At 75.4% G+C, this 23,954-nt stretch carries 22 protein-coding genes; 8 read left to right on the plus strand and 14 right to left on the minus strand.

Annotated elements, in window-relative coordinates:
• Nucleotides 1-40 precede the first annotated feature (40 nt).
• Together ACI8AK_RS22895 and ACI8AK_RS22900 are read right to left on the minus strand one after the other, a co-directional pair.
• Nucleotides 41-1,822: an MDR family MFS transporter gene (locus ACI8AK_RS22895; RefSeq protein WP_387988316.1), complete on the minus strand. Its 1,782-nt coding sequence runs from the start codon at nt 1,820-1,822 to the stop codon at nt 41-43.
• On the minus strand, nt 1,819-2,355 hold the full coding sequence (locus ACI8AK_RS22900; RefSeq protein ID WP_387988317.1) for a MarR family winged helix-turn-helix transcriptional regulator: 537 nt from the start codon (nt 2,353-2,355) through the stop codon (nt 1,819-1,821). Before ACI8AK_RS22900 ends, ACI8AK_RS22895 begins: the two co-directional genes overlap by 4 nt.
• Nucleotides 2,356-2,651: 296 nt before the next feature.
• Between ACI8AK_RS22900 and hrpA the strand changes: the two genes are divergently transcribed.
• Nucleotides 2,652-6,599: an ATP-dependent RNA helicase HrpA gene (gene hrpA, locus ACI8AK_RS22905; protein ID WP_456958156.1), complete on the plus strand. Its 3,948-nt coding sequence runs from the start codon at nt 2,652-2,654 to the stop codon at nt 6,597-6,599.
• Here hrpA and ACI8AK_RS22910 read toward each other — a convergent pair.
• A complete protein-coding gene (locus ACI8AK_RS22910; protein WP_387988319.1) occupies nt 6,596-6,994 on the minus strand; it encodes a hypothetical protein in 399 nt (132 codons plus the stop codon). The two genes, hrpA and ACI8AK_RS22910, sit on opposite strands and share 4 nt — an antisense overlap.
• Nucleotides 6,995-7,202: 208 nt before the next feature.
• Between ACI8AK_RS22910 and ACI8AK_RS22915 the strand changes: the two genes are divergently transcribed.
• The 3 genes from ACI8AK_RS22915 to ACI8AK_RS22925 all read left to right on the plus strand — a co-directional run bounded on the left by ACI8AK_RS22915 (nt 7,203) and on the right by ACI8AK_RS22925 (nt 9,243).
• Nucleotides 7,203-7,583, plus strand: a complete 381-nt coding sequence (locus ACI8AK_RS22915; protein WP_456904121.1) for an ATP-binding protein — start codon at nt 7,203-7,205, stop codon at nt 7,581-7,583.
• Nucleotides 7,584-7,658: 75 nt separating this feature from the next.
• A complete protein-coding gene (locus ACI8AK_RS22920) occupies nt 7,659-7,832 on the plus strand; it encodes a hypothetical protein (RefSeq protein ID WP_456904122.1) in 174 nt (57 codons plus the stop codon).
• 46 nt (nt 7,833-7,878) lie between these two features.
• On the plus strand, nt 7,879-9,243 hold the full coding sequence (locus tag ACI8AK_RS22925; protein ID WP_456958157.1) for a cytochrome P450: 1,365 nt from the start codon (nt 7,879-7,881) through the stop codon (nt 9,241-9,243).
• Between the two features lie 10 nt (nt 9,244-9,253).
• On the opposite strand, the gene ACI8AK_RS22930 is transcribed toward ACI8AK_RS22925, so the two are convergent.
• Nucleotides 9,254-10,567 carry a sulfate adenylyltransferase subunit 1 gene (locus ACI8AK_RS22930; RefSeq protein WP_456904126.1) on the minus strand — a complete coding sequence of 438 codons (1,314 nt, stop codon included), beginning with the start codon at nt 10,565-10,567 and terminating at the stop codon, nt 9,254-9,256.
• A gap of 92 nt (nt 10,568-10,659) precedes the next feature.
• Between ACI8AK_RS22930 and ACI8AK_RS22935 the strand changes: the two genes are divergently transcribed.
• The gene (locus ACI8AK_RS22935; protein WP_387988324.1) at nt 10,660-10,890 is read left to right on the plus strand and encodes a hypothetical protein; all 231 of its coding nucleotides are present in this window, start codon (nt 10,660-10,662) and stop codon (nt 10,888-10,890) included.
• A gap of 66 nt (nt 10,891-10,956) precedes the next feature.
• Here ACI8AK_RS22935 and cysD read toward each other — a convergent pair whose 3' ends face one another.
• The 6 genes from cysD to ACI8AK_RS22965 all read right to left on the minus strand — a co-directional run bounded on the left by cysD (nt 10,957) and on the right by ACI8AK_RS22965 (nt 16,642).
• Nucleotides 10,957-11,883 (minus strand): sulfate adenylyltransferase subunit CysD, encoded by a 927-nt coding sequence (gene cysD / locus ACI8AK_RS22940; protein ID WP_387988325.1) that lies wholly within the window; start codon nt 11,881-11,883, stop codon nt 10,957-10,959.
• Between the two features lie 37 nt (nt 11,884-11,920).
• The gene (locus tag ACI8AK_RS22945; RefSeq protein ID WP_387988326.1) at nt 11,921-12,646 is read right to left on the minus strand and encodes an inositol monophosphatase family protein; all 726 of its coding nucleotides are present in this window, start codon (nt 12,644-12,646) and stop codon (nt 11,921-11,923) included.
• On the minus strand, nt 12,643-13,356 hold the full coding sequence (locus ACI8AK_RS22950) for a PaaI family thioesterase (protein ID WP_387988327.1): 714 nt from the start codon (nt 13,354-13,356) through the stop codon (nt 12,643-12,645). The genes ACI8AK_RS22945 and ACI8AK_RS22950 overlap by 4 nt, the downstream gene beginning before the upstream one ends.
• Nucleotides 13,346-14,932, minus strand: a complete 1,587-nt coding sequence (locus ACI8AK_RS22955) for a sensor histidine kinase (protein WP_456958158.1) — start codon at nt 14,930-14,932, stop codon at nt 13,346-13,348. The genes ACI8AK_RS22950 and ACI8AK_RS22955 overlap by 11 nt, the downstream gene beginning before the upstream one ends.
• A 59-nt stretch (nt 14,933-14,991) precedes the next feature.
• Complete coding sequence (locus tag ACI8AK_RS22960) at nt 14,992-15,720, minus strand: response regulator transcription factor (RefSeq protein WP_456904131.1); 729 nt, start codon at nt 15,718-15,720, stop codon at nt 14,992-14,994.
• 106 nt (nt 15,721-15,826) lie between these two features.
• On the minus strand, nt 15,827-16,642 hold the full coding sequence (locus tag ACI8AK_RS22965) for a siderophore-interacting protein (protein WP_456958159.1): 816 nt from the start codon (nt 16,640-16,642) through the stop codon (nt 15,827-15,829).
• 310 nt (nt 16,643-16,952) lie between these two features.
• Here ACI8AK_RS22965 and ACI8AK_RS22970 point away from each other — a divergent pair, with 310 nt between their 5' ends.
• Together ACI8AK_RS22970 and ACI8AK_RS22975 are read left to right on the plus strand one after the other, a co-directional pair.
• Complete coding sequence (locus ACI8AK_RS22970) at nt 16,953-17,162, plus strand: hypervirulence associated TUDOR domain-containing protein (protein ID WP_387988331.1); 210 nt, start codon at nt 16,953-16,955, stop codon at nt 17,160-17,162.
• Between the two features lie 31 nt (nt 17,163-17,193).
• Nucleotides 17,194-17,616 carry a DUF2795 domain-containing protein gene (locus tag ACI8AK_RS22975; RefSeq protein ID WP_387988411.1) on the plus strand — a complete coding sequence of 141 codons (423 nt, stop codon included), beginning with the start codon at nt 17,194-17,196 and terminating at the stop codon, nt 17,614-17,616.
• 29 nt (nt 17,617-17,645) lie between these two features.
• Here ACI8AK_RS22975 and ACI8AK_RS22980 read toward each other — a convergent pair whose 3' ends face one another.
• Nucleotides 17,646-18,563, minus strand: a complete 918-nt coding sequence (locus tag ACI8AK_RS22980; RefSeq protein WP_456958160.1) for a hypothetical protein — start codon at nt 18,561-18,563, stop codon at nt 17,646-17,648.
• Nucleotides 18,564-18,759: 196 nt separating this feature from the next.
• Here ACI8AK_RS22980 and ACI8AK_RS22985 point away from each other — a divergent pair, with 196 nt between their 5' ends.
• A complete protein-coding gene (locus tag ACI8AK_RS22985) occupies nt 18,760-20,838 on the plus strand; it encodes an LCP family protein (RefSeq protein ID WP_456958161.1) in 2,079 nt (692 codons plus the stop codon).
• A 198-nt stretch (nt 20,839-21,036) separates the two neighbouring features.
• Here the strand turns inward: ACI8AK_RS22985 and pstB are convergent, their stop codons facing one another.
• From pstB to pstC, 3 genes are read right to left on the minus strand one after another with little or no spacing between them, the layout of a single operon-like run.
• Nucleotides 21,037-21,816 carry a phosphate ABC transporter ATP-binding protein PstB gene (gene pstB / locus ACI8AK_RS22990; RefSeq protein WP_387988334.1) on the minus strand — a complete coding sequence of 260 codons (780 nt, stop codon included), beginning with the start codon at nt 21,814-21,816 and terminating at the stop codon, nt 21,037-21,039.
• A 26-nt stretch (nt 21,817-21,842) separates the two neighbouring features.
• On the minus strand, nt 21,843-22,922 hold the full coding sequence (gene pstA, locus ACI8AK_RS22995; protein WP_456958162.1) for a phosphate ABC transporter permease PstA: 1,080 nt from the start codon (nt 22,920-22,922) through the stop codon (nt 21,843-21,845).
• Nucleotides 22,922-23,875, minus strand: coding sequence for a phosphate ABC transporter permease subunit PstC (pstC, locus tag ACI8AK_RS23000; RefSeq protein ID WP_456958164.1), 954 nt, complete (start codon nt 23,873-23,875; stop codon nt 22,922-22,924). The genes pstA and pstC overlap by 1 nt, the downstream gene beginning before the upstream one ends.
• Nucleotides 23,876-23,954 lie beyond the last annotated feature (79 nt).

Consider the following 23,954-nt stretch of genomic DNA (forward strand, 5'->3'; position numbering starts at 1 on the left):
CCCTCCCCGCGCGGCGCGGGGAGGGGCCTCTCGCCGTCGGTCAGCCGCGGTGGCGGCCGCCGGTCGCGGCCTCGCCGGGGCGCCCGACCGGGGGAGCCGTCGACGTCGGCGCCGCGGCACCGGCGGCCTCGGCCACCTGCCGGCCGGCGTCGTCCCCGGTGGGCTCGCCGGCGGTCTGGCGGGCGGCCTGCTGGGCCTGGATGCCGGACTGGTCGCTCAGCGCCAGCTGCGGCAGGAACAGGAACACGAAGAACCCGAGCGCCACCACGCACGCGGCGATGAGGAACACCAGGTCGATCGAGTTCGAGAACCCGGTCTTGAACGGCGCCGCGAGGAACGACGGCAGCGTCTGGATGAAGGAGGTGTCCGACAGGTCGCCGCCGCCCTGCAGCTGACCGCTCTGCACCGCCTGGGCCACGCGCGGGTCGGACGCCGCGGCCGAGGTCACGGCCGACTCGATGTCCACCGGCAGCCGGCTGAACAGCACCGACAGGAAGACCGCGGTGCCGATCGTGCCGCCCATCTGCCGGAAGAACGTCACCGACGAGGTGGCCACGCCCATCTCCCGCGGGGACACGGCGTTCTGCACGGCGAGGATCGTGGGCTGGAAGTTGAAGCCCAGGCCCAGGCCCAGCAGGACCATGAACGGCACCAGCGTCCACACCGAGGTGTCGGCGTCGACGACGAACGACATCGACAGCAGCGCGACGGTCATGAACACGATGCCGACCAGCGGGAAGACCTTGTACCTGCCCGTCCTCGAGATCGCGATGCCCGAGCTCATCGCGCCGGTCATGATGCCGGCGACCAGCGGGATCATCTGCAGGCCGGCGACCGTGGCGCTGGAGCCGTGGACGATCTGCAGGTACTGCGGGAGCAGCAGCAGGCCGCCGAACATGCCCGCGCCCATCACCACGCTGCCGACGCCGACGACGGTGAAGCTGCGGTTGCGGAACAGCCGCAGGGGCAGCAGCGCCTCGTCGCGGTAGGCCCGCTCGGCGAGGAGGAACAGCACGAAGCCGACGGCGCCGACGACGTAGCAGGCCACCGAGCGGGTCGAGCCCCAGCCCCAGATGCGGCCCTGCTCGGCGACGATCAGCAGCGGCACCAGGAAGGTCACCAGCGCCAGCGCGCCGGGCCAGTCGATGCGGTGCTCCCGCCGCTCGTGCGGCAGGTGCAGCACCCGGAAGACGGCGGCGAAGGCGACCAGGCCCAGCGGGACGTTGACGTAGAAGATCCAGCGCCAGCCGTCGATGCCGAGCAGCGAGCCCTGACCGGCGAAGAACCCGCCGATGACCGGGCCCAGCACGCTCGAGGTGCCGAAGACGGCCATGAAGTAGCCCTGGTACCGCGAGCGCTCCCGCGGCGGCACGATGTCGCCGATGATCGCCAGCGCCAGCGACATCAGGCCACCGGCGCCGATGCCCTGGACGGCGCGGAACGCGGCGAGCTCGTACATCGAGTTCGCCAGGCCGCAGAGCATCGAGCCGACGACGAACACGGCGATGGCGAACAGGTAGAACGGCCGCCGGCCGTAGATGTCGGAGAGCTTGCCGTACAGCGGCGTGGCGATCGTCGAGGTGATGAGGAACGCCGTCGTCGCCCAGGCCTGCAGGTCGTAGCCCTGCAGGTCGTCGGCGATGGTGCGGATCGCGGTCGCGACGACGGTCTGGTCGAGGGCCGCGAGGAACATCGCGACCATCAGGCCGACGATGATCGTGAGGATCTGGCGGTGCGTGAAGGCGCCGGAGGAGTCCGGTGCGGCCGCCGCGGCGCGGGCGCCGCCGCGCCCACCCGTGGGGTGGGCGGTGGTCTGGCTCATGGCTTCTCTCTCGGTACGGGGAGTGCGGAGGGGGAGCGGGGATCGGACGGCAGCGCTGCCGTCAGGTCGTCCAGCAGGCGTCCGAAGAGCCCGGTGAGCGTGGCGAGGTCGGCGTCGGACCAGCCGGTGAGCATCCCGGCGAGCTGGGTGGCGCGCTCCTCGGCCAGCCGCTCGACGGCGGCCCGGCCGGCGTCGGTGACGACGAGGCGCGTGGCGCGGCCGTCGGTCTCGTCGGCCACGCGCCGCACCAGGTCGTGCTCGACCAGCCAGGCCACGTGCCGGCTGACCGTCGACGGGTCCGCGTGCACCAGCTCGGCCAGCGCGCTCTGCCGCTGTGGCCCGAGCCGGGCCAGCGGGAAGAGGAGCACCAGCGCCGCGCGCTCGCGGCCGTCGGCGGCGGACGGGAGGCTCTTGAACGCGTGCACCAGGCGCATGAAGCGCGGCATCTGCTCGGAGAGCCGGCGGACCTCCGCTGCGCGCTGCGGCGACGGCGCGGCCGAGGGGCCGGCGTCACGGGACGCGGACGGGGGCACGGCGGACTCCTGAGGACGGGAGGAGTGGATGCATGCACGGTACAAATGCGTGCGCGCTACACGCAACCAGTTGCACCGTACATGCATCGTGACGTGAGCGACACGGCGTCCGGCTCCGGTACCCGCGCGTGCCGGTCGCTGCACCTCCCGCGGGAAGGAACCGGCGTGCCGGCGCGTTGCACCCGCTGGCCCAGCAGCCCCGGACCTCCGGTGGCGCGGGTCGCACCTGCGATCCTGGGGGCGGTGGCCCCGGTCGCCACCCGTCCCCGCACCCTGGAAGAGAGTCGAGCGCGCCCGTGACCGCGACCCTCGCGGACCTCCGGTCCCGGCTGGCCGCGCTGACCCTCGACGACGAGCACCGGCTCGGCCGCCGGCTCGAGGGCCTGCGCCGCACCCGCGACGAGGCCGCGCGCGAGCGGGCCCTGGGGAGGATCGCCACCGACGTCGCCGCCGCCGAGGAGCGCATCGCCCGCCGGCGCGCCGCCGTCCCGGCCGTCACCTATCCCGAGCAGCTACCGGTCAGCGCCCGCCGCGACGACATCGCCGCCGCCCTGCGCGAGCACCAGGTGGTCGTCGTCGCCGGCGAGACCGGCTCGGGCAAGACCACCCAGCTGCCCAAGATCGCCCTCGAGCTCGGCCGCGGCGTCCGCGGGCGGATCGGGCACACCCAGCCGCGGCGGATCGCCGCGCGCACGGTGGCCGAGCGGATCGCCGAGGAGCTCGGCACGCCGCTGGGCGGGGCGGTCGGCTGGAAGGTGCGCTTCACCGACCAGGTCGGCGACGGCACGCTGGTCAAGCTCATGACCGACGGCGTGCTGCTGGCCGAGATCGCGCACGACCGGCTGCTGCGCCAGTACGACACGATCATCGTCGACGAGGCGCACGAGCGGAGCCTCAACATCGACTTCCTGCTGGGCTACCTCGCCCAGCTGCTGCCGCGCCGGCCCGACCTCAAGGTCGTCATCACCTCGGCCACCATCGACGTCGACCGGATCGTCAAGCACTTCAGCGTCGACGGCGCCGAGGTGCCCGTCGTCGAGGTCAGCGGCCGCACGTACCCGGTGGAGGTCCGCTACCGGCCCGTCGTCGACCCCGACGACCCGGACGCCGACCCCGACCGCGACCAGGTCACCGCTATCGGCGACGCCGTCGAGGAGCTGGCGCACGAGGGCCCGGGCGACGTCCTGGTCTTCCTCGCCGGCGAGCGCGAGATCCGCGACACCGCCGACGCCCTGACCGAGCGCTTCCCCGGCGTCGAGGTGCTGCCGCTCTACTCCCGGCTGTCGGCCGCCGACCAGCACCGGGTGTTCCAGCCGCACACCGGCCGCCGGGTCGTGCTGGCCACCAACGTCGCCGAGACGTCGCTGACCGTGCCCGGCATCCGCTACGTCGTCGACCCCGGCACCGCGCGCGTCTCCCGGTACAGCGCGCGCACCAAGGTGCAGCGGCTGCCGATCGAGCCGATCAGCCAGGCCTCGGCGCGGCAGCGCTCGGGCCGCTGCGGCCGCGTCGCCGAGGGCGTCGCGATCCGGCTGTACAGCGAGGACGACTTCGACGCCCGGCCGGAGTACACCGACCCGGAGATCCTCCGCACCAGCCTCGCCTCGGTGCTGCTGCAGATGGCCGCGCTCGACCTCGGGGCCGTCGAGGACTTCCCGTTCGTCGACCCGCCGGACCGGCGCGCCGTCGCCGACGGCCGGGCGCTGCTCGAGGAGCTCGGCGCGCTGGACGACGCCGGCCGGCTCACCGAGACCGGGCGGGCGCTCGCCCAGCTCCCGCTCGACCCGCGGCTGGGCCGGATGGTCGTCGAGGCCGACCGGCGCGGCGTGCTGGAGGAGGTGCTCGTCGTCGCCGCGGGCCTGACCGTCCAGGACCCCCGCGAGCGGCCCACCGAGCACCAGCAGGCGGCCGACCAGATGCACGCGCGGTTCGCCGACGAGCACTCCGACTTCCTCACGCTGCTCAACCTCTGGCGGTACCTGACCGAGCAGCAGGAGGCGCTGTCGGGCAGCGCGTTCCGCCGCACGGTCAAGCGCGAGTTCCTCCACTACCTGCGCATCCGGGAGTGGCAGGACCTGCACGGCCAGCTGCGCAGCACCGCCCGCCGCCTCGGGATGACCCCCGGCTCGCTCGCCGCCGAGCCCGACGAGCGCGGCATCACCACCGCGCTACTCGCCGGCCTGCTGTCGCAGGTCGGCCTCCAGGTGGAGGACACCCGACGGAAGGACGGCGACCGGCGGCGCGGCGGGCGCGAGTACCTCGGCGCGCGCGGCGCCCGGTTCGTCATCGCCCCCGGCACCCCGCTGGCGAAGAGGCCGCCGCGCTGGGTCGTGGCCGCCGAACTGGTGGAGACCAGCCGGCTGTTCGCCCGCACCGTGGCCCGCGTCGACCCGGACGACGTCGAGCGGCTGGCCGGCCACCTGGTCAAGCGCGAGTACTCCGAGCCCCGCTGGGACGTGAAGCGCGGCTCCGTCGTCGCCACCGAGCGGGTCACCCTGTACGGCATCCCGCTCGTCGTCGGCCGGCGGGTGCAGTACGGCTCGATCGACCCGGTCGTCTCCCGCGAGCTGTTCATCCGGCACGCCCTCGTCCAGGGCGAGTGGACGACGCACCACCGCTTCTGGGCCGACAACCAGCGCGCCATCGAGCGGGTCGCCGAGCTGGAGGAGCGGGCCCGCCGCCGGGACATCCGGGTCGACGACGAGACGCTGTTCGAGCTCTACGACGCCCGCATCCCCGCCGACGTCGTCTCCACCCGGCACTTCGACCGGTGGTGGAAGCAGGCCCGCCGCGAGACGCCGGACCTGCTCACCCTCACGCCGGAGATGCTCACCGACGCGGCCGCGGCCGGGCAGGTGGACCCCGCGGACTTCCCGGACGAGGTGCCGCTGACGCAGGGGCTGACCCTGCCGCTGTCCTACGCCTTCGCCCCCGGCGCGCCGGAGGACGGCGTCACCGTCGACGTCCCGCTCGCGGTGCTCGACACCGTCGCCGAGCGCACGTCGGGGGAGTCGCTGGCCTTCACCGTCCCCGGCCTGCGCGAGGAGCTGGTGACGGCGCTGCTGCGGACGCTGCCCAAGCAGCTGCGCCGGGCCCTGGTGCCGATCCCCGACCGGGTCCGCGAGGTGCTGCCGCACATCAGCCCCACCGAGCCGCTGCTGCCCGCCCTGGAGCGCGAGCTGCGCCGGGCCGCGGCCGTCGTCGTCCCGCCGGACGCCTGGCGCCCCGCCGAGGTGCCCGCGCACCTGCGCGCCACCTTCCGCGTGCTGGACGACGAGCAGCGGCCGCTGGCCACCGGCAAGGACCTGCAGGCGCTGCGCCGCGAGGTGGCCCCGGCCGGCCGGGCGAGCCTGGCCCGCGCCGCCTCCGACCTGGAGCGCACCGGGCTGACCGCCTGGACGATCGGCGAGCTGCCGCGCACCGTCGAGGTCCGCCGCGGCGGGCACGTGGTCACCGCGTTCCCGGCACTGGTCGACGAGGGGGCGACGGTCGGCGTCCGGGTGGTGGCGACCGAGGCCGAGGCCACGCGGCTGACCTGGCGCGGCGCCCGGCGGCTGCTCGTGCTCGCGGCCGGCTCGCCGACCCGGCAGGTGGTCAAGGGGCTCTCCCCGAAGAGCCGGCTCGCCCTGCAGTTCAACCCCGACGGCGAGATCCCCGCGCTGGTCGACGACTGCGTCGACGCCGCGGCCGACGAGCTGCTCGCGGCCGCCGGCGGTCCGCCCCGCGACGAGGCCGCCTTCGCCGCACTCGTGACGACGGCGCGGCAGCAGCTGCTGCCGCTCACCCAGGACGCCGTGCGGCGGGTCGAGGCGGTGCTCACCCAGGCCCGCGAGGTCGCCGTCGCGATCGGCGCGGCGCCCGGGCGCCGGGTGCCCGAGGCGGCGGTCGCCGACCTGCGCCGCCAGATGACCGGGCTGCTGCACCGCGGGTTCGTGGCCGACGCCGGCCGGCGGCGGCTGCCCGACCTGGTGCGCTACCTCGAGGGCATGGCCCTGCGGCTGGAGAAGCTCCCGGCCAACGCGGTGCGCGACGCCCTCTGGGCGGACCAGGTCGCCGCGGTCACCGCCGAGTACGAGCAGCTGCGCCGGGAGGTGCCGCCCACCGGCGCCCCCGACGACCCGGTCGCCCGCATCCGGTGGATGGTCGAGGAGCTGCGCGTGGGCCTGTTCGCCCAGCAGCTCGGCACGCCCCGGCCGATCTCCGAGCAGCGCGTCTACAAGGCCATCGACGCCCTGACCGCCTAGGCCGTCCCGGCGTCCCGTCCGGCGGGGCCCGGCTGGTCCCGGAGCAGGGCCGAGATGCGCTGGCGGGTGACGCCGAACATCGCGGCGATCCGGTTGATGCTCACGTGCTCGGCCTGCAGGGCGCGGGCCTGGGCGCGGCGCCACGTCGACCCGGCGCCGGCCAGGGCGCCGAGGACGGTGGTGATCCGCTCGACGACCAGCGGGCGGGACTCCTCGGTGACGATGTCGAGCCAGCTGTCCCCCGAGCGGCGCTGGGAGAGCAGCTGCTCGGCGCGGGTCCGGGCGTCCTGTAGCTCGGCCGCGCACCGGTCGATCTCGCGCACCAGCTGCTCGAGGGCCGCGACCGCGTCGTCCCCGGCTGCCGGCGGTACGGTCACCGACGGTCCTGTGGTCACGGGGCCTCCTGACGTCACCGGCGGGCCCGCGCCCGCGATCGGTCGTGCGCGATCTTACTGAACGGCCGTTGCGTGCAACAGGTGTGACGTGCAACGGCGACATGCGTGCAACGGGGGTTGCGGAACGACGTCCCCGCTGGGACGGTGGTCCTCGACTCGATGGCGCACAACCGACTGGGCCCCCGGTGGCCGGTCACCAGGGAGCGAGATGTCGGCACTCACCGCACGGGTGGACCTGCCCCCGGCACCCCGCAGCGTCCCCGTCGCCCGGCACGTGGCCCGCGAGACGCTGCGCGCCTGGCAGGCGCCCCAGGACGCCGACGACGTCGCCCTCCTGGTCACCGAGCTGGTGGCCAACGTCGTCGACCACGTCGGGGGCGGGAGCGTGCTGTCCCTGGAGCTCGAGTACTCCGACGGCTGGCTGCGCATCGCGGTGTCCGACGGCTCAGGTGTGCGCCCCGTCGTCGGCGAGCTGCGCGGCGACCAGCCCCGCGGCCGCGGGATGCAGATCGTCGACGCCATCGCCGACTCCTGGGGCATCGAGGACGTCGACGGCGGCAAGCGCGTCTGGTTCGTCCTCGGCGCGTGAGCGGGGCCGGAGTTTGACCACGGGGGTCGTCGGGGAGGGCTGGAGGGACCGAAGCCGTTCGACGGAGGAGACGGGATGAGCGAGCCCACCAACGACACCGAGGCCGCGGGCGAGGGCCTGTCCGACGAGGAGATGGTGCAGACCGTCGCCGACCAGACCGACAGCGCCTCGGGGCACGCCTACAAGGCCGGCAAGGACTGGGACGGCGACGCCGGCCAGGCGCCCGCGCCCCCGGACACCGAGTCCTGAGCTGACACACTGCCTCTCGCCCGGCGCCCGCCGGGCGGGAGGTGCTGTGACGACGACGTCCCCGCGGCCGGACCGGACCGCTGCCGACCCCGCGACCCCGTCCGCGACGGCGCGCCTGCTGCGCCCGGCCCGCACGGCCACCCGCTACGCGCTGGGCCACGGCCTCCCGGCCGTGTACCTCGCGCGCGCCGCCCGCCGGGGCGACCCGGTCGGCCGGCTGCTGCGCGACCCGGCGGCCCGCGAGGACCCCTTCGGCCTCTACGAGCAGCTGCGCGCCCGCGGCCCGCTGTCCGGCAGCGCGCTGGGCCCGGTCACCGCCTCGCACGCCGTCGCCACCGCGGTGCTGCGCTCGGACGCCGCCGGCGTGGGCTGGGACCGGTCCCGGGCGCCGGCCCTCGTCCGGTGGGCGCTGCGCTTCGGCGACGAGCTCGACGCCACCGGCGTGGCCGAGCCGCCGTCCATGCTGGTCACCGACCCGCCCGACCACACCCGCCTGCGCCGGCTGGTCAGCCGCGCCTTCACCCCGCGCGCGACGCTGGCCTCCGAGCCGATGGTGCGGCGCACCGCCGAGGCGCTGCTGGACCGGCTGGCCGGCCGCGACGACGTCGTCGACCTCGTCGGCACCTACGCCGCGCAGCTGCCGGTGCTGGTCATCGCCGACCTGCTCGCCGTCCCTGCCGGCCGCCGCGAGGACTTCCTGCGCTGGGGCGCCGCCGCGGCCGCCACCCTCGACCCCGGCCTGCCGCCGCGCCGCTACCTGGCCGCCGAGCGCGCGCTGCGCGCCATGCACGCCTTCCTCCGCGGGCACTTCGCGCGGCTGCGGGCCGACCCGGGCGAGGACCTGGTCAGCCGGCTGGTCACCCTCCCCGGCGACGAGGCGCTCACCGAGCGCGAACTGCACGCCACGGTGATGCTGCTGCTCGGCGCCGGGTTCGAGACCACGGTCAACCTGCTCGGCAACGCCGTCGTGCTGCTCGACGCCCACCGCGAGCAGTGGGACGCCCTGCGGGAGGACCCGGCGGGCTGGGACGGCGCGGTGGAGGAGGTGCTCCGCCACGACAGCCCGGTGCAGCTCACCGGCCGCAGCACCACCCGCGACACCGAGGTCGCCGGCGTGCCGCTGCCGGCCGGCGCGCGGGTGACCCTGCTGCTGGGCGCGGCCAACCGGGACCCGGCGGTGTTCACCGACCCCGCCCGCTTCGACGTCACCCGGTCGAACGCCCGCGAGCACCTGGCGTTCTCCGGCGGCGTCCACTACTGCCTGGGCGCGGGCCTGGCCCGGCTGGAGGGCGTCGTCGGGCTGCGGACGCTCAGCGAGCGGTTCCCGCGGCTGCGGGTGGCCGGCCGCCCGGTCCGCCGCGACCTGCGGACGCTGCGGGGCTTCGAGGTCCTCCCGGTGCGGCTGGGGTGAGGGCCCCTCGTCAGCGGTGCGGGGGGAGCATCCCGGCGCCGACGGTGGCGTTGGTGGCCTCGTCGACCAGGATGAACCGGCCGGTGACCCGGTTGCTGTTGTAGTCGTCGACGAACAGCGGCTGCGTGGTGCGCAGCTTGACCCGGCCGATGTCGTTGAGGCCGAGCTCCGTGGCCTCGAGGTCGCGGTGCAGCGTGTTGATGTCGAGCCGGTAGGTCAGCTCCTTGACCACCGCGCGCACCGAGCGGGTCGTGTGCTTGACCGCCAGCCGCTGCCGCGGCCGCAGCGGCTCCTCGGCCATCCAGCACACCAGCGCGTCGAGGTCCTGCGTCACCTGCGGCACGTTGCCCGGCCGGCAGATCAGGTCGCCGCGGGAGACGTCGACGTCATCGGCCAGGCGCACCGTCACCGCCATGGGCGGGAAGGCCTCGGCGACCGGGCCGCGCGGGCCGTCGACGGCCGCGACCGTCGTGGTCAGGCCGCTGGGCAGGACCTGCACCTCGTCGCCGGGGCGGAGCACGCCGCTGGCCACGGTGCCGGCGTAGCCGCGGTAGTCGTGGTGGGCGTCGGACTGCGGCCGGATCACGTACTGCACCGGGAAGCGGGTGTCGACGAGGTTGCGGTCGCCGGCCACGTGCACGTGCTCGAGGTGGTGCAGCAGTGACGGCCCGCCGTACCAGGGCGTGTTGTCCGACCGGGTCACCACGTTGTCCCCGTGCAGCGCCGAGATCGGGACGACGGTCAGGTCGTGGATCGACAGCTTCGTCGCGAACGCGCTGAACTCGTCGCGGATGCGCTCGTAGACGTCCTCGGACCAGTCGACGAGGTCCATCTTGTTGACCGCGACGACCAGGTGCGGCACCCGCAGCAGCGAGGCGAGGAAGGCGTGCCGGCGGCTCTGCTCGACCAGGCCCTTGCGCGCGTCGACCAGCACGATCGCCAGGTCCGCCGTCGAGGCGCCGGTGACCATGTTCCGCGTGTACTGCACGTGGCCGGGGGTGTCGGCCAGGATGAACGTCCGCCGCGGGGTGCTGAAGTAGCGGTAGGCGACGTCGATGGTGATGCCCTGCTCGCGCTCGGCGCGCAGGCCGTCGGTGAGCAGCGCCAGGTCGACGTAGTCGCCCTTGCTGGCCCGCTCGATCGCGGCGTACTGGTCCTCGAACACGGCCTTGCTGTCGTAGAGCAGCCGGCCGATGAGCGTGCTCTTGCCGTCGTCGACCGAGCCGGCGGTGGCGATGCGGAGGATGTCCTTGCGCGCCGTCGCGATCTCGGCCGCCTGCTCGGCGGCGGGGGAGTGGACGTCGACCGCGGACAGCTCGGACATGACCCCCATCGTCCCAGCCGCCGCACCAGGGCCCGCGATCGGGGACGCTGGTGTGAGCGGGACCACCCGGCACCCGCGGGGAGGAGCGGTGCGTGGGCGGCTTCGTGTTCCTCGTCCCGGTGCTGCTGGTCGTCGTCGCGGGGTACGCCCTCGGCTATGTCGTCGCCGAGGCGCTCGGGGTCGCGGCGCCCGAGGCGGTGGCCTGGCCGGCGGGCCTGCTGCTGCTCGCCGTCACCGTCGTCGTCCTGCTGCGCCACCGCCGCCGGCGGCGCGCGCGAGCGCGCGGCCTCCCTGCAGGGGGCCGCCGACAGCGCGGTGACTAGCCGGAACGGCCCCGGTGCAGGGGCCCGCGCCGGGCGGACCGGGGCGTGGGGGGCACCGAGGCCCTCCTAGAAGTAGCCCTCCTTCTTCCGGTCCTCCATCGCCGCGTCGCTGACCTTGTCGTCGCCCCGGGTGGCGCCGCGCTCGGTCATCCGGGTCACCGCCACCTCGGCGATGACCTCCTCCACCGTGCGCGCCTCCGAGCGCACCGCCGCGGTCAGGTTGGCGTCGCCGACGGTCCGGTAGCGCACCGTCTCGCGGAACACCCGCTCGCCCTCGCGCGGGCGGACGAACTCGTTGACCGCGTAGAGCATCCCCTGCCGCTCGACCACCTCGCGCTCCTGCGCCAGGTACAGCGGCGGGATCTCGATGCCCTCCCGGGCGACGTACTGCCAGATGTCGAGCTCGGTCCAGTTCGACAGCGGGAACACCCGGATCGACTCGCCCAGGTGGATGCGCCCGTTGTAGAGGTCCCACAGCTCCGGCCGCTGGTTCTTCGGGTCCCACTGGCCGAACTCGTCGCGGAAGGAGAACACCCGCTCCTTGGCCCGCGCCTTGTCCTCGTCGCGCCGCGCGCCGCCGAACAGCGCGGTGAACCCGTGCTCCTCCACCGCCTCGAGCAGCACCGGCGTCTGGATCCGGTTGCGCGAGCCGTTGGGCTCCTCGCGGACCAGGCCGCGGGCCATCGCGTCGGGCACCGAGGCGACGACGAGCTCCACGCCCAGCTCGGCCACCCGCTTGTCCCGGAACTCGAGGACGTCGGGGAAGTTCAGGCCGGTGTCGACGTGCATGACCGGGAACGGGATCCGCGCCGGCGCGAACGCCTTGCGGGCCAGCTCCAGCATGACGATGGAGTCCTTGCCGCCGGAGAACAGCAGCACCGGCCGCTCGAGCTCGGCGGCCACCTCCCGGATGACGTGGATCGACTCGGCCTCGAGCGTCTCCAGCTGCGTGAGCCGGTAGTCGGGGGTCGTCACCCCACCAGTGTCCGTCACGGGGTCGAGCCCCCCGGCCCGGCCCCTCGGCCGGCGCTCAGCGCACGGCGGCCAGGAGGTCCGCGGCCAGCTCGGGGCGGCACACCAGCAGGTCGGGCAGCGAGGGGTCGGGCTCGTTGTAGCGCAGCGGCGACCCGTCCAGCCGGACCGCGGTCAACCCCGCGGCCAGCGCGACGGCGACCGGCGCCGCCGAGTCCCACTGGTACATCCCGCCGGCGTGCACGTAGGCGTCGACCTCGCCGCGGACCACCGCGGTCACCTTGAACCCGGCCGAGCCCAGCGGCACGAGCTCCCCGCCGACCGCCGCCGCGGCCGCGTCGGCCTGCGCCGGCGGCCGGGTCCGGCTCACCGCGATCCGCGGCGGTCGGGCCACCGGCGGCGGCAGGGCCGGCGCCGGGTCGGTGACCAGCACCTCCCCGACGGCGGGCAGCGCGACGGCACCGGCGCCCAGCGTGCCGCGCACCCACAGCGCCACGTGGACGGCGAAGTCGGACCGCTCCGTCTCGCCGTACTCGCGGGTGCCGTCGAGCGGGTCGACGATCCACACCCGGCCGGCCTCCAGCCGGCTGCGGTCGTCGGCCGCCTCCTCGCTGAAGACGACGTCGTCGGGGCGCTCGGCGGCGAGGACGGCGGTGATCGCCTCCTGGGCCGCGGCGTCGCCGGCGTCGCCGAGGGCGCGGCCGGTCAGCCCGCCGGAGCGCAGGCCGGTCAGCACGTCCGCGGCCGCCCGCGCGGCGGCCGCGGCGACCTCGACGTCCCTCACTCCCCGGCTCCCGGGGCCGTGGCGTCGGTGGGACGCGAGGGCGGGGCGTGCCGGCCGGAGGCGTCGGTGACCCGCGCGAAGTACTCGGCGCGCAGGTCCTCCCGCGGCAGCACGAACACCGCCCGCGCCTCGACCAGCGGCCGGTCCGGCGCCTCGGCGAGCGCGATGGTGCCGGTGACGACCGACTTGCGGCCGCCGGCCTCGGTCACCCGGCCGCGGCAGACGACCGGGGTGTCCAGCGGCACGGGCCGCCGGTAGTCCAGCTCGAGCCGGGCGGTCATGCCCCACAGGCCCGCCCGGATCGTGGCCGCACCCAGCACCTGGTCCATCACCAGGCCGCTCATCCCGCCGTGCAGGAAACCGGGCGGCCCCTCGTAGGCGAGGCCGAAGGAGACCTCGCCGACGACACCGCCGGGCTCCTCGCGCAGCCGCAGCGGCGGGGCGAAGGCGCTGCCGACCCCGGCCACCGGGTTGTACACGCGCCGGAACCGCACCGGGTCGTCCAGCGCCGGCAGCTGCCCCGGCGGGCGGACGGCGGCGGTGAGCCGGCCGGTGGCCGTCCGCACCGCCGCGGCGACCTCCTGCAGGTCCGCGGCGGGGACGGCGGTGCGCACCGAGGCGTCGACCAGGCCGCGCAGGGCGTCGCCCAGGTCGGCGACCGCGCTCATCAGCGCCGCGTCGTAGGGGGCTCCTCCGCTGTCAGTGCTCACCCGCGGACGGTAGCCCCGCGGGCCCGGCCGGCTGCCCGGGGGGACCGGCGGGCGCGGGCCCGGGTGCCGCCCCGGGAGCGCCGCCCGGGACGCGGGGCAGCCCGGGGCCCGAGCGGGGCAGCCGGACGGTGAAGACCGCGCCGCGGCCGGGCGCGGTGTCCAGGGAGACCTCCCCGTCGTGCGCGGCGACCAGCGACGCCACGATCGACAGGCCCAGCCCCGTGCCACCGGCGGCGCGGCTGCGCGAGGCGTCGGCCCGGTAGAAGCGCTCGAACACCCGGGCGGCGTCCTCGGGCGCCATGCCCGGGCCCTCGTCGGCCACCCGCAGCACCACCACGTCCTCGCCGCCGCTGGTGTCCTCGCCGATCGAGACGGTCACCCGGGCGGTCTCCGGCGTGTGCACCAGCGCGTTGGTCACCAGGTTGCCCACCACCTGGCGCAGCCGCGCCTCGTCGCCGAGGACCACCGGCACCTCGGTGAGCGAGTCGTCCAGGTGCAGGCTGACCGGCCGGTCCGGCTGCAGGACCCGCGCGTCGTGCACGGCGTCACCGGCGACCTCGGCCAGGTCGACCGGCGCGATGGACAGCGGCCGCTGCAGGTCCAGCCGCGCCAGCTGCAGCAGGTCCTCGACCAGGACGCCCATCCGGCCGCCCTCGCTCTCGATGCGCTGCATCAGCCGGTCGGTCTCCTCCGGGCTGGTGACGGCGCCCTGGCGGTAGAGCTCGGCGAAGCCGCGGATGGAGGTCAGCGGGGTCCGCAGCTCGTGGCTGGCGTCGGCGACGAACCGGCGCATCCGCTCCTCGGACGCCCGGGCCTGCTCCTCCGAGGCCTGCTGGGCGCGGAACGCGTCCTCGATCCGGGCGAGCATGCCGTTGAGCGCCTGGGACAGCCGGCCGACCTCGGTACGGCCGTCGCCCGGCGCCACCCGCTGCGTCAGGTCGCCGGCGGCGATGGCCTGCGCGGTGCGCTCCACCTCCGCCAGCGGGCGCAGGCTGCTGCGCACCAGCCAGTACCCGGCCACGCCCAGGGCGACCAGCACCACCAGGCCGACGACGATCTCGATGGCCACCAGCCGCGCGATCACCCGGTCGTCGCGGTCGAGGTCCCCGCCGACGACGAGGACCAGCCCGCCGCGCAGCTCCGCGGCCGTGACCCGCCAGGACGTGTCGCCGTCGCCGGAGGCCACCGTCTGCGCGAGCGACCGGCCGGGGCCGCCGTCCTGGGGCGGGCCGCCGGGGGCCGCGGCGCGGGCCGCGATCGCGGCGACGTCGTCGGCGTCGAGGGCGGGCAGCGCGTCCTCGTCGTCGGGGCCGGAGAGGACCACCGGCTCCGCGTCCCCGGGGATCAGGCAGGCCACGTAGGTGTCGGGGGCCAGGTAGCGCTGGCGGCTGCCGAACAGGCAGTCGGTGAGGTAGTCCTGGGAGCCGGCCGTCTCGCGCAGCGTGCTCTCCAGCTGCTGGTCCAGCTGGGCGACCAGGTAGCGCTTGAGCAGCGACGTCGCCGTCACCCCGGTGGCGACCAGCGCGAGGGTCACCAGGACCAGCAGCATCGCGACGAGCGTGATCCGCAGCGGCACCCGCGGGAGTCGGGGACCGCTGCGGAGCGCCGCTCCGGGAGGAGGACCGGGGGGAGTGCTCACGCGCCGCGGGGCAGGCGCAGGGTGTAGCCCACCCCGCGGATGGTGTGCAGCAGGCGCGGCTCGGTGGTGTCCACCTTGCGCCGCAGGTAGGAGATGTAGGACTCGACGACGTTGGCCTCGCCGTTGAAGTCGTAGTTCCACACGTGGTCCAGGATCTGCGCCTTCGACAGCACCCGCCCGGCGTTGGCCATGAGGTAGCGCAGCAGTTTGAACTCGGTGGGGGACAGGTTCACCACCTGGCCGGCCTTCACCACCTCGTGCGACTCCTCGTCGAGCTCGATGTCGGCGAAGGTGAGCCGGCTGGTCTCGACGGCGCGCTGCTGGCCGGCGCTGCGGCGCAGGACCGCCCGGATGCGGGCGAGCACCTCGTCGAGGCTGAACGGCTTGGTCACGTAGTCGTCGCCGCCGAGGGTCAGCCCGGAGACCTTGTCCTCGGCCGCGTCCCGCGCGGTGAGGAACAGCACCGGGGTGTGCCGGCCGCTCTCCCGCAGCCGGCGGACGACGCCGAAGCCGTCCAGGCCCGGCATCATCACGTCGAGGACCAGCAGGTCGGGCCGGAACGTCGAGGCCAGGGCCAGCGCCTGCTGGCCGTCGGAGGCCGTCGCCACCTCGAACCCGGCGTAGCGCAGGCTGGCCGAGAGCAGCTCGCGGATGTTGGGCTCGTCGTCGACCACCAGGAGGCGCGCCTCCGGGGCGGCGGGCCGAGCGGTGCGGGCTCCCGTCACGACAACTCCCGTCGGACGCCTGGCTGCTGTCGTCATGCCCCGAGGCTCTGCCGCGGAACTGCAGTCCCCCTGGACGCTACCTGTGAGTTCCCTGAGGGCGGCCCTTCTAGCCGGCGGGCGCCATCGCGCGGCCGCGCCGCCAGTAGCCGATGGCGTGGTGCTGGGCGCGGGCGAGCCCCCAGCGGCCGCGCAGGTCGGCCCGCACCGCCCGGACGGCGGCCGACTCGGCGGCCACCCACGCGAAGACGTCGTCGCCGGCCGGGCGCTCCGTCGCGGCCACGGCGTCGGCGAGCAGGGTGCTCTCGCCGGGCGGCGTGCCGCCGCGGTGCAGCCAGCGCACCTCGACGCCGGCCGGCGCGGCGAGCTGCTGCTCCTCCTCCGGCCCGGCGACCTCGAGCAGCGCCGTCCCGACGGTCTCCGGTCCGGCCGCGGCCAGGATGCGGCTGATGGCCGGCAGCGCCGTCTCGTCGCCGGCGAGGAGCAGCGTGCCGGCCGGCCGGTCGCCCAGCGGGCCGCTGCCGGCCACGCCGAGCAGGGCGCCCGGGGCCGCCGCGCCGGCCCAGGCGGCGGCCGGGCCGTCGCCGTGCAGCACGAAGTCGACGTCGACCTCGCCGCGGCCGGGGTCCTGGCGGCGGGCGGTGTAGCTGCGCAGGCTGACGCCGTGCGGCCCGGCCGGCCACACGACCCGGCCGTCCCGGGCGACCGCCGGCCACCGCGGCTCCGGATCCCCCACGCGGGGCACCAGCAGGTTGACCGTGGGCCCGGCCGCGGCGACGGCGGCCGGGGTCCCCGAGAGGACGACCCGGCGCACCGACGGGGTGACGTCGGTGACGGAGACGACGATGAGGACGTCGACGGGGCGGGGGCTGCCCGGCAGGTGGTCCCCGTCAGCGGGAGCGGGCGGGCCGGCGGGATCGGTCACGCCGGCGAGCGTAGGGACCGGGCCGGGAACGGGGCCGACCCGGCCGACCCCGGGGGAATGGGGTCGACCGGGCCGGCGATCGAGGACGGGTGACCTCACCGAGCGTCACCACTGCTCGACTCTCAGCAGGAGGTTCGCCCGTCCGGTCCCCGTCACTGCACACGCTACGTGAGGACGGCCGTCCTGCCACCGCACGAGCGGGTGACGCCCGCTCTCCGGAGGGTGATCTGCGTCGCTCCGGGTGCCGATGTGTGTGCGCTCCGGACGCCGGGCACGGGGGAGGGACGACCCGACGACACGGAGGTCCGAGATGGCCGACGAGTTCGAGAAGGGTGACCACGTCACCTGGAACAGCCACGGCAGCAAGGCCGAGGGGACCGTCACCCGGAAGATCACGGAGGAGACGGAGGCCGGGGGCCGGAAGGTCAAGGCCAGCTCGGACGACCCCCAGTACGAGGTCGAGAGCGACAAGAGCGGCAAGACGGCGGTGCACAAGCCCTCCGCGCTCGACGAGAAGTAGTCACAGGGACAGGGAGGCGATCGTGAGCGAGATGGACGACGGGTTCGCTGGTGTGTCGTCGCGCAGCAACAAGCACAACCCGCGGCTCGACGAGCAGCTGGAGCACGAGATCCAGGGGATGCTGAAGGCCGAGCGGGCCACCCGGGCCGAGGAGTTCCGGGAGGTCGAGCCGGTCGCCGAGGGCGAGCCGGACATCGCCGCGAACCCCGCGGGCACCCTGGTCGGCGGCGTCCCCGTCGGGATGACCGAGGACGCCGTGGTCGCCCGCGCGGAGCTGGCGCGCTGGCTGGTGCGGGCCGACTTCCCGAACGACGGGCCGGGGCTGGTCGAGGCCGCGCTCGACCACCGGGCGACCGACGCCGTGGTCGACGAGCTGCGCCGGCTGCCCGAGGGCGAGACGTACGAGCGGATCGGCGACGTCGCCCGCGCGCTGGGGTACCCGACCGAGACCTGACCGGCGGGACGAGCGGGACCCGAGGGGGCTCAGGAGCCGGTGCGCTCCTGGGCCCCCTCGCCGTTCTCGTCCTCGGCGATCTCGTCCCGGCCGCGCCGGCGGAACAACCTGGACCCCGGGAAGCCCTTCACCACCTCGCGGATGTCCTGCATCGTGTCGACGAGGTCGTGCACGTCGGTACCGACGTCGCCCAGCGACTCCAGCACCGGCAGCATCGTCTCGTCGAGGTGCGTGACCACGTCCGGCAGCCGGTCGACCAGGCGGACCAGCGCCTCCACCTCGTGCGGGTCGAGCGTCTCGGCCAGTCGCCGCACCGACGGCGCCAGCCGCGTCAGGGGCTCCTCGTAGCCGGCCAGCAGGGGGTCGATCCGCCCGACCAGTCCCTCGGCGGCGGTGACCGCGCCGTCCGCCCGCCCGAGCGTGCCCTCGGCGCCGTCGACCGCGCTCTCGGCCCGCCCGACGGCGTCCTGCGCCCGCTCGATGGTGGTGCCCACCGCCGCGATGGCCGCGTCGGCCTTCTGCTGGGTGCCCTCGACCGCCTCGATCGCACGGTCCGCGCGGGACTGGGTGCCCTCGACGGCCCTGATGGCGGCGTCCGCGCGGGACTGGGTGCCCTCGACGGCGCCGATGGCGGCGTCGGCCTTCTGCTGCGTCCCGCCGACCGCGGCGATCGCGGCGTCGGCGGCCCGCAGCGTCGACCCGGCGCCGGCGACCAGCTCGTCGGCGCGCTGCCGCGTCTCGTCGAGGGCGGTCACCGCGCCGTTGACCCGGTCGACCAGGCCCTCCGCACGGTCCACGACGGTGTCGACGCGGTCCAGCAGCCCCTCGAGCCGCCCGATCGCCGCGGCCACCCGGGGCACCAGGGCGAGCGCGTCGGCGACGCCGTCGCGCAGGCTCTCGACGGCGGAGAAGACGTCGGAGGGACCGGGGATCGAGGGCAGCCGCACGCGCCGACGCTACGTCCGCGCACCGGACCCCGCCCGTCCGCGACCGCCCTCCCCCGGTCGTGGCCTGCGGATACGCGACCCGCCCGGCGGGTCACGCCGCGTGCAACCGGTCGAGGCGGCCTTCCGCCCGTATCGTTGAGTGCTGCCGCGTGTGCGGTGAGCGACGGCGCGGACCACGACGATGGGATCGACAGCGGTGCGGGACGAGCGGGGGGACGACCGGGCCGTGGGCGGCGACGCGCCCGGTCCGGTGACCGTCGAGCAGTTGCTCGCCCGCCAGGGCGGCGCCACCGGCCGCCGCGCCGCGCGCCGCACCGGTGAGGTGCCCATCCCGCTGGAGCCCGGCGAGTCACTGCCCTCGCACCGCGGGCCGAAGCCGCCCGTGCCCGGCACCGCCGCCGCGCCGCCGGTCGCCGCGCCCGAGGAGCCCCGCCGCGGGTTGCCGCCGGTCCCCGCCGCGCCGGCCGGTGTCCAGTACTCCCGCCCGGTCCCGCCGCTGCCCGGCACCCCGCCGAAGGGCGTCCGGCGCCCCGCCTCGGTGACGCCGCCGGCCGGCGTGCAGCACTCCCGCCCCGTCCCGCCGCTGCCGGGGACGCCGCCCGCGGGGACCCACTGGTCGACGCCCGTGCCGCCGCTGCCGGGCACGCCGGCGGCGGGCGTCCAGTACTCCCGCCCGGTCCCGCCGCTGCCCGGCCGCCCCGCGCACCCGCCGATCCCCGGCCTCGCCGGGCCGGCGATGTCCGCCGCCGGCAGCACCCGGCGGCCCGCGGCCCCCCGCCCGCCGCGCAGCCCCGGCCGCCGCCGGCTGGTCCGCGCCGCCGTGGCCCTCGGCGTGCTGTTCGGCCTCGTGGTCGGCTACCACGCGGGCCTGTACGCCTACGTCGACCGCAGCATCGCCCGCGTCGCCGCCCTCGCCCCCGAGGGGCCGGAGGTCATCGCCCCGCAGCTGCAGGACGGGTCGACCACCTACCTCGTCGTCGGCACCGACCTCCCCGGCACCGACGGGCCGGCCTCGGTCACCACGCTGCTGGTGCACGTCGCCGCGGACGAGCAGCGCGCCGTCCTGGTCAGCGTCCCGCCGACGGCGTGGGTCGACACCCCCGCCTGCCGGACCGACGACGGCGCCGCCCGCGAGCCCGTCTCCGAGGCGTTCGCCGCGTCGCTGCTGGCCGGCGGGCCCTCGTGCATGGTCCGCGCGGTGCAGCAGCTGTCCGGCCTGCGCGTCGACCACTACCTCGCCGTCGACCTCGGCCGCCTCCCGGCGATGGTCGACGCCGTCGGCGGGGTCAGCGTCTGCCTGCCCACCGCCGGTCCCGCCGACGCCGCCTCGGCCGCCCCGCTGCCGGCCGGCACGTCGGAGCTGAGCGGGGCGCAGGTCGGCCGCTACCTGGCGCCCGGCGACGCCGGCTCCGACGTCACGGGGGTCGCCGCGGCCGAGCGCACGCAGCTGCTGCTGTCGGCCACGCTGCGCTCGGCGATGACCGTCGGGACGCTGGCCAACACCTACGACCTCACCCGGTTCCTCACGCGGTCCGCCGGCGCGCTCACCGTCGACGAGCAGACGACGCTCGGCGACCTCCGCACGCTGGCCTCGGCACTGGGCGACCTCGAGGGCGACGCGGTCCAGCGGGCGAGCCTGCCGGTGGCGCAGGTCGGCTACGTGCCGGCCGGCAGCGACCAGGCCTACGTGCTGCTCGACGGCGCCGCCACCCGCACGCTGTTCGACGACGTCATCGAGGACAGCACCGTGCCCGCCGAGCTGGCCACCCCGGTCGCCGCGGCGGCCACCGCCCCGGCGGACCCGGCCGCCGCGGAGACCCCGGCCGCCGACCCCGCCACCGCGCCCGAGCAGGCGCCCGCCAGCCCGGCCGCCCAACCGCTCACCGTGGCGCCGGCCGCCGTCACCGTCGACGTCCTCAACGGGACCGCCACCTCCGGGCTGGCCTCGACCGTGGGCGACCTGCTGCGCCAGCAGGGCTTCGCCGTGGGCCAGGTCGGCAACGAGCGCGGCACGGTCAACCAGACCGTCGTCCGGCACGGCCCCGGGGTGGTCGAGCAGGCGCGCACCGTCGCCGCCGCCGTCCCCGGCGCGGTCCTGCAGCCCAGCGACGCCATCGGCGACACCGTCCAGCTGGTCCTCGGCCCGGGCTACACCGGCGTCGTCCCGGTCCAGGTGCCCCCGGCCCCCGCCCCGGCCGTGGCCGCCGCGCCGGCCCCCGGGACGCCCGCGGCGCCCTCCACGACGGCCGCCCCCGCCACGTCCGTCAGCTGCTGACCGAGGCGCTCCACCGGGTGGGGCCTCGCCCGGCGACTCGTGCACTGGTCCGCATCGGGGGCAGAGCACGAGCGGGCACGGGACCGGATCCGGACGTCGGACGGCCACGGGCCCGGTCAGCAGCTGACCGGGCCCGTGGCCGTCCGTGGCCTCCTCGCAGGCTCCCGCCGCGAGCGGCGGGGGACGAGGGGTCCTCCCTCACCCGAAGCGGCCGGAGATGTAGTCCTCGGTCGCCTTCTGGTCGGGGTTGCTGAAGATCTTCTCGGTCGGGTTGAACTCGATGAGCCGGCCGGGCTGGCCCACGCCGTTGAGGTTGAAGAACCCGGTGGACTGGCTCACCCGCGCCGCCTGCTGCATGTTGTGCGTGACGATGACGATGGTGAACCGCTCCTTGAGCTCGGTCATCAGGTCCTCGATGGCCAGCGTGGAGATCGGGTCCAGGGCCGAGCAGGGCTCGTCCATGAGCAGCACGTCGGGCTCGACGGCGATCGCGCGGGCGATGCACAGCCGCTGCTGCTGACCGCCCGACAGGCCCGAGCCGGGGCGGCCCAGCCGGTCCTTGACCTCGTCCCACAGGTTGGCGCCGCGCAGCGAGCGCTCGACCAGCTCGTCGGTCTCGGCCTTCTTCATCCGCTTGTTGTTGAGCCGGTTGCCGGCGATGACGTTGTCGTAGATGGACATCGTCGGGAACGGGTTGGGCCGCTGGAAGACCATGCCGATCTGCCGGCGGACGTCGACCGGGTCGGTGTCGGCGCCGTAGAGGTCCTGGCCGTCCATGACGACCTTGCCCTCGACGCGGGCACCGGGGATGACCTCGTGCATGCGGTTGAGCGAGCGCAGGAAGGTCGACTTCCCGCAGCCCGACGGCCCGATCAGCGCGGTGATGCTGCGCGGCTCGATGGAGACGTTCACGCCCTCCACGGCCAGGAAGTTGCCGTAGTAGATGTTGAGGTCGGAGACCTCGATGCGCTTGGCCACGGGGGGATCCTCCGGGTCGGGGTCGGTCAGCGACCGGTCTTGGGGGCGAAGAAGCGGCTGATCAGGCGGGCCACGACGTTGAGGACCATCACCAGGATGATGAGGACGAGTGCCGCCGTCCAGGCCCGGTCGAGGAACGCCTGGGTGTCGGTACCCGGCTGCGTGAGCTGGTAGTAGGCGAAGACCGGCAGCGTCGCCATGCGCCCGTCGAACGGGTTGAGGTTCGTGCCGGTGATCAGGCCGACGGTGATGAGCAGCGGCGCGGTCTCGCCGATCACGCGCGCCACGGCCAGGGTGATGCCGGTGCCGAGGCCGGCGACGGCGGTCGGCAGGACGACCTTGACGATCGTCCGCCACTTGGGCACGCCCAGGGCGTAGCTGGCCTCCCGCAGCTCGTTGGGGACGAGCTTGAGGACCTCCTCGCAGGAGCGGACGACGACCGGGATCATGAGCACCGAGAGGGCCGCGGACCCCATGAGGCCGAGCCGGACGTCGTTGCCGAACAGCAGGGTGAACAGCGCGAAGGCGAACAGGCCGGCGACGATCGACGGGATGCCGGTCATGACGTCGACGAAGAAGGTGATCGCCTTCTTCAGCCGGCCGGTGCCGTACTCGACGAGGTAGATGGCGGTCAGCAGGCCGATCGGCACCGAGATCACCGCGGTCACCGCGGTGATGACCAGCGTGCCGAAGATGGCGTGGTAGGCGCCGCCGCCCTCGCCCACGACCCGGAACATCGAGTTGGTGAAGAAGGCGGCGTCGAAGCGCGCGAGGCCCTTCTCGAGCACCGTGTAGACCAGCGACACCAGCGGGATCATCGCGATCGCGAAGGCCGTGGTCACCAGCGCGGTGACGAGCCGGTCGGAGGCCTTGCGCGACCCCTCGACGACCCGGGACCCGACGTACACGGCCAGCGTGCCCAGGACGGCGCCGTAGATGACGGTGAGCGCGACGCTGAACCCGGTGAGCGCCGACAGCAGCGCCCCGACCGCGATGCCGGCGGCGTAGAGCCCCAGCGGGGCGAACCGCGGGAGGTGGGAGCGGCGGGGGACCGGGCCGGACGGCTCCGGGGCGACCTGCAGCGTCGACTGCGTGGAGGTGCTCATCAGTTGGCTCCGGAGAAGTCGGCGCGCCGGTTGACGATCCAGCGGGCGAGCATGTTGACCGCGAGGGTGATGACGAACAGCACCAGGCCGCTGGCGATCAGGGTGTTGATCCCCAGGCCGGTGGCCTCGGGGAAGCGCAGGGCGATGTTCGACGCGATGGTCGAGGTGTTCGAGCTGCTGATCAGGTTGAGCGTGGCGCCGGCGCCGCCGGACAGCACGATGGCCACCGCCATCGTCTCGCCGAGCGCGCGGCCCAGGCCCAGCATCGCGCCGGCGATGACGCCGGACTTGCCGTAGGGCAGCACCGCCATCTTGATCATCTCCCAGCGCGTGGCGCCTAGGGCGAGCGCGGCCTCGCGGTGCAGGGCCGGGGCCTGGCTGAACACCTCGCGGGAGATGGCCGAGATGATCGGCAGGATCATGACCGCGAGCACCAGGCCGACGGTGAACATCGTGCGGCCGCTGGTGGAGGCCGGGCCCGCGAAGAACGGGAGCCAGCCCAGGTCGTCCGCGGCCCAGACGTGGAACGGGACCAGCGCCGGCGCGAGGACCGCGAGCCCCCAGAAGCCGTAGACGACGCTCGGGATGGCCGCGAGCAGGTCGATCACGTACCCGAGGCCGGCCGCGATGCGGCGGGGCGCGTAGTAGGTGACGAAGAGCGCGATGCCCACCGCCAGCGGCGTGGCCACGATCAGGGCGAGGACGGCGCCGAGGAGCGTGCCGAGGATGAGCGGGCCGATGTAGGCGGCCAGGCCCTCGCCGCCCGGGATGTCCTCCGCCGGGGCGGTGAGGGCGGGGATCGCCTCGCTGATGAGGAAGGCGGCCACGCCCGCGAGCACGAGCAGGATGAAGATGCCGGAGCCCTTGGCGCTGCCGGCGAAGATGCGGTCCCCCGCCCGGCGCACGACGCGCTGCTGCGACGGGGGTGGGGTCGGGGCCTTCGTGGCGGTCACCGTTGCTCCGGGTGGTCGATCGGCGGTGCGGAGAGCCCGTCTCCGGGCGGGGCGGTGGCCCGGGGCGTCGGCCGACGCC

It is taken from the genome of Geodermatophilus sp. SYSU D00867 (assembly GCF_054050315.1).

Bases quoted from the DNA above. Each gene is read 5' to 3' on its own strand.
- ACI8AK_RS22975 (WP_387988411.1), top strand. From the start codon at position 17,194: ATGGACGACGGGTTCGCTGGTGTGTCGTCGCGCAGCAACAAGCACAAC.
- pstA (WP_456958162.1), bottom strand. From the start codon at position 22,922: ATGAGCACCTCCACGCAGTCGACGCTGCAGGTCGCCCCGGAGCCGTCC.
- ACI8AK_RS22895 (WP_387988316.1), bottom strand. From the start codon at position 1,822: ATGAGCCAGACCACCGCCCACCCCACGGGTGGGCGCGGCGGCGCCCGC.
- ACI8AK_RS22930 (WP_456904126.1), bottom strand. From the start codon at position 10,567: ATGTCCGAGCTGTCCGCGGTCGACGTCCACTCCCCCGCCGCCGAGCAG.
- ACI8AK_RS22915 (WP_456904121.1), top strand. From the start codon at position 7,203: ATGTCGGCACTCACCGCACGGGTGGACCTGCCCCCGGCACCCCGCAGC.
- ACI8AK_RS22970 (WP_387988331.1), top strand. From the start codon at position 16,953: ATGGCCGACGAGTTCGAGAAGGGTGACCACGTCACCTGGAACAGCCAC.
- ACI8AK_RS22920 (WP_456904122.1), top strand. From the start codon at position 7,659: ATGAGCGAGCCCACCAACGACACCGAGGCCGCGGGCGAGGGCCTGTCC.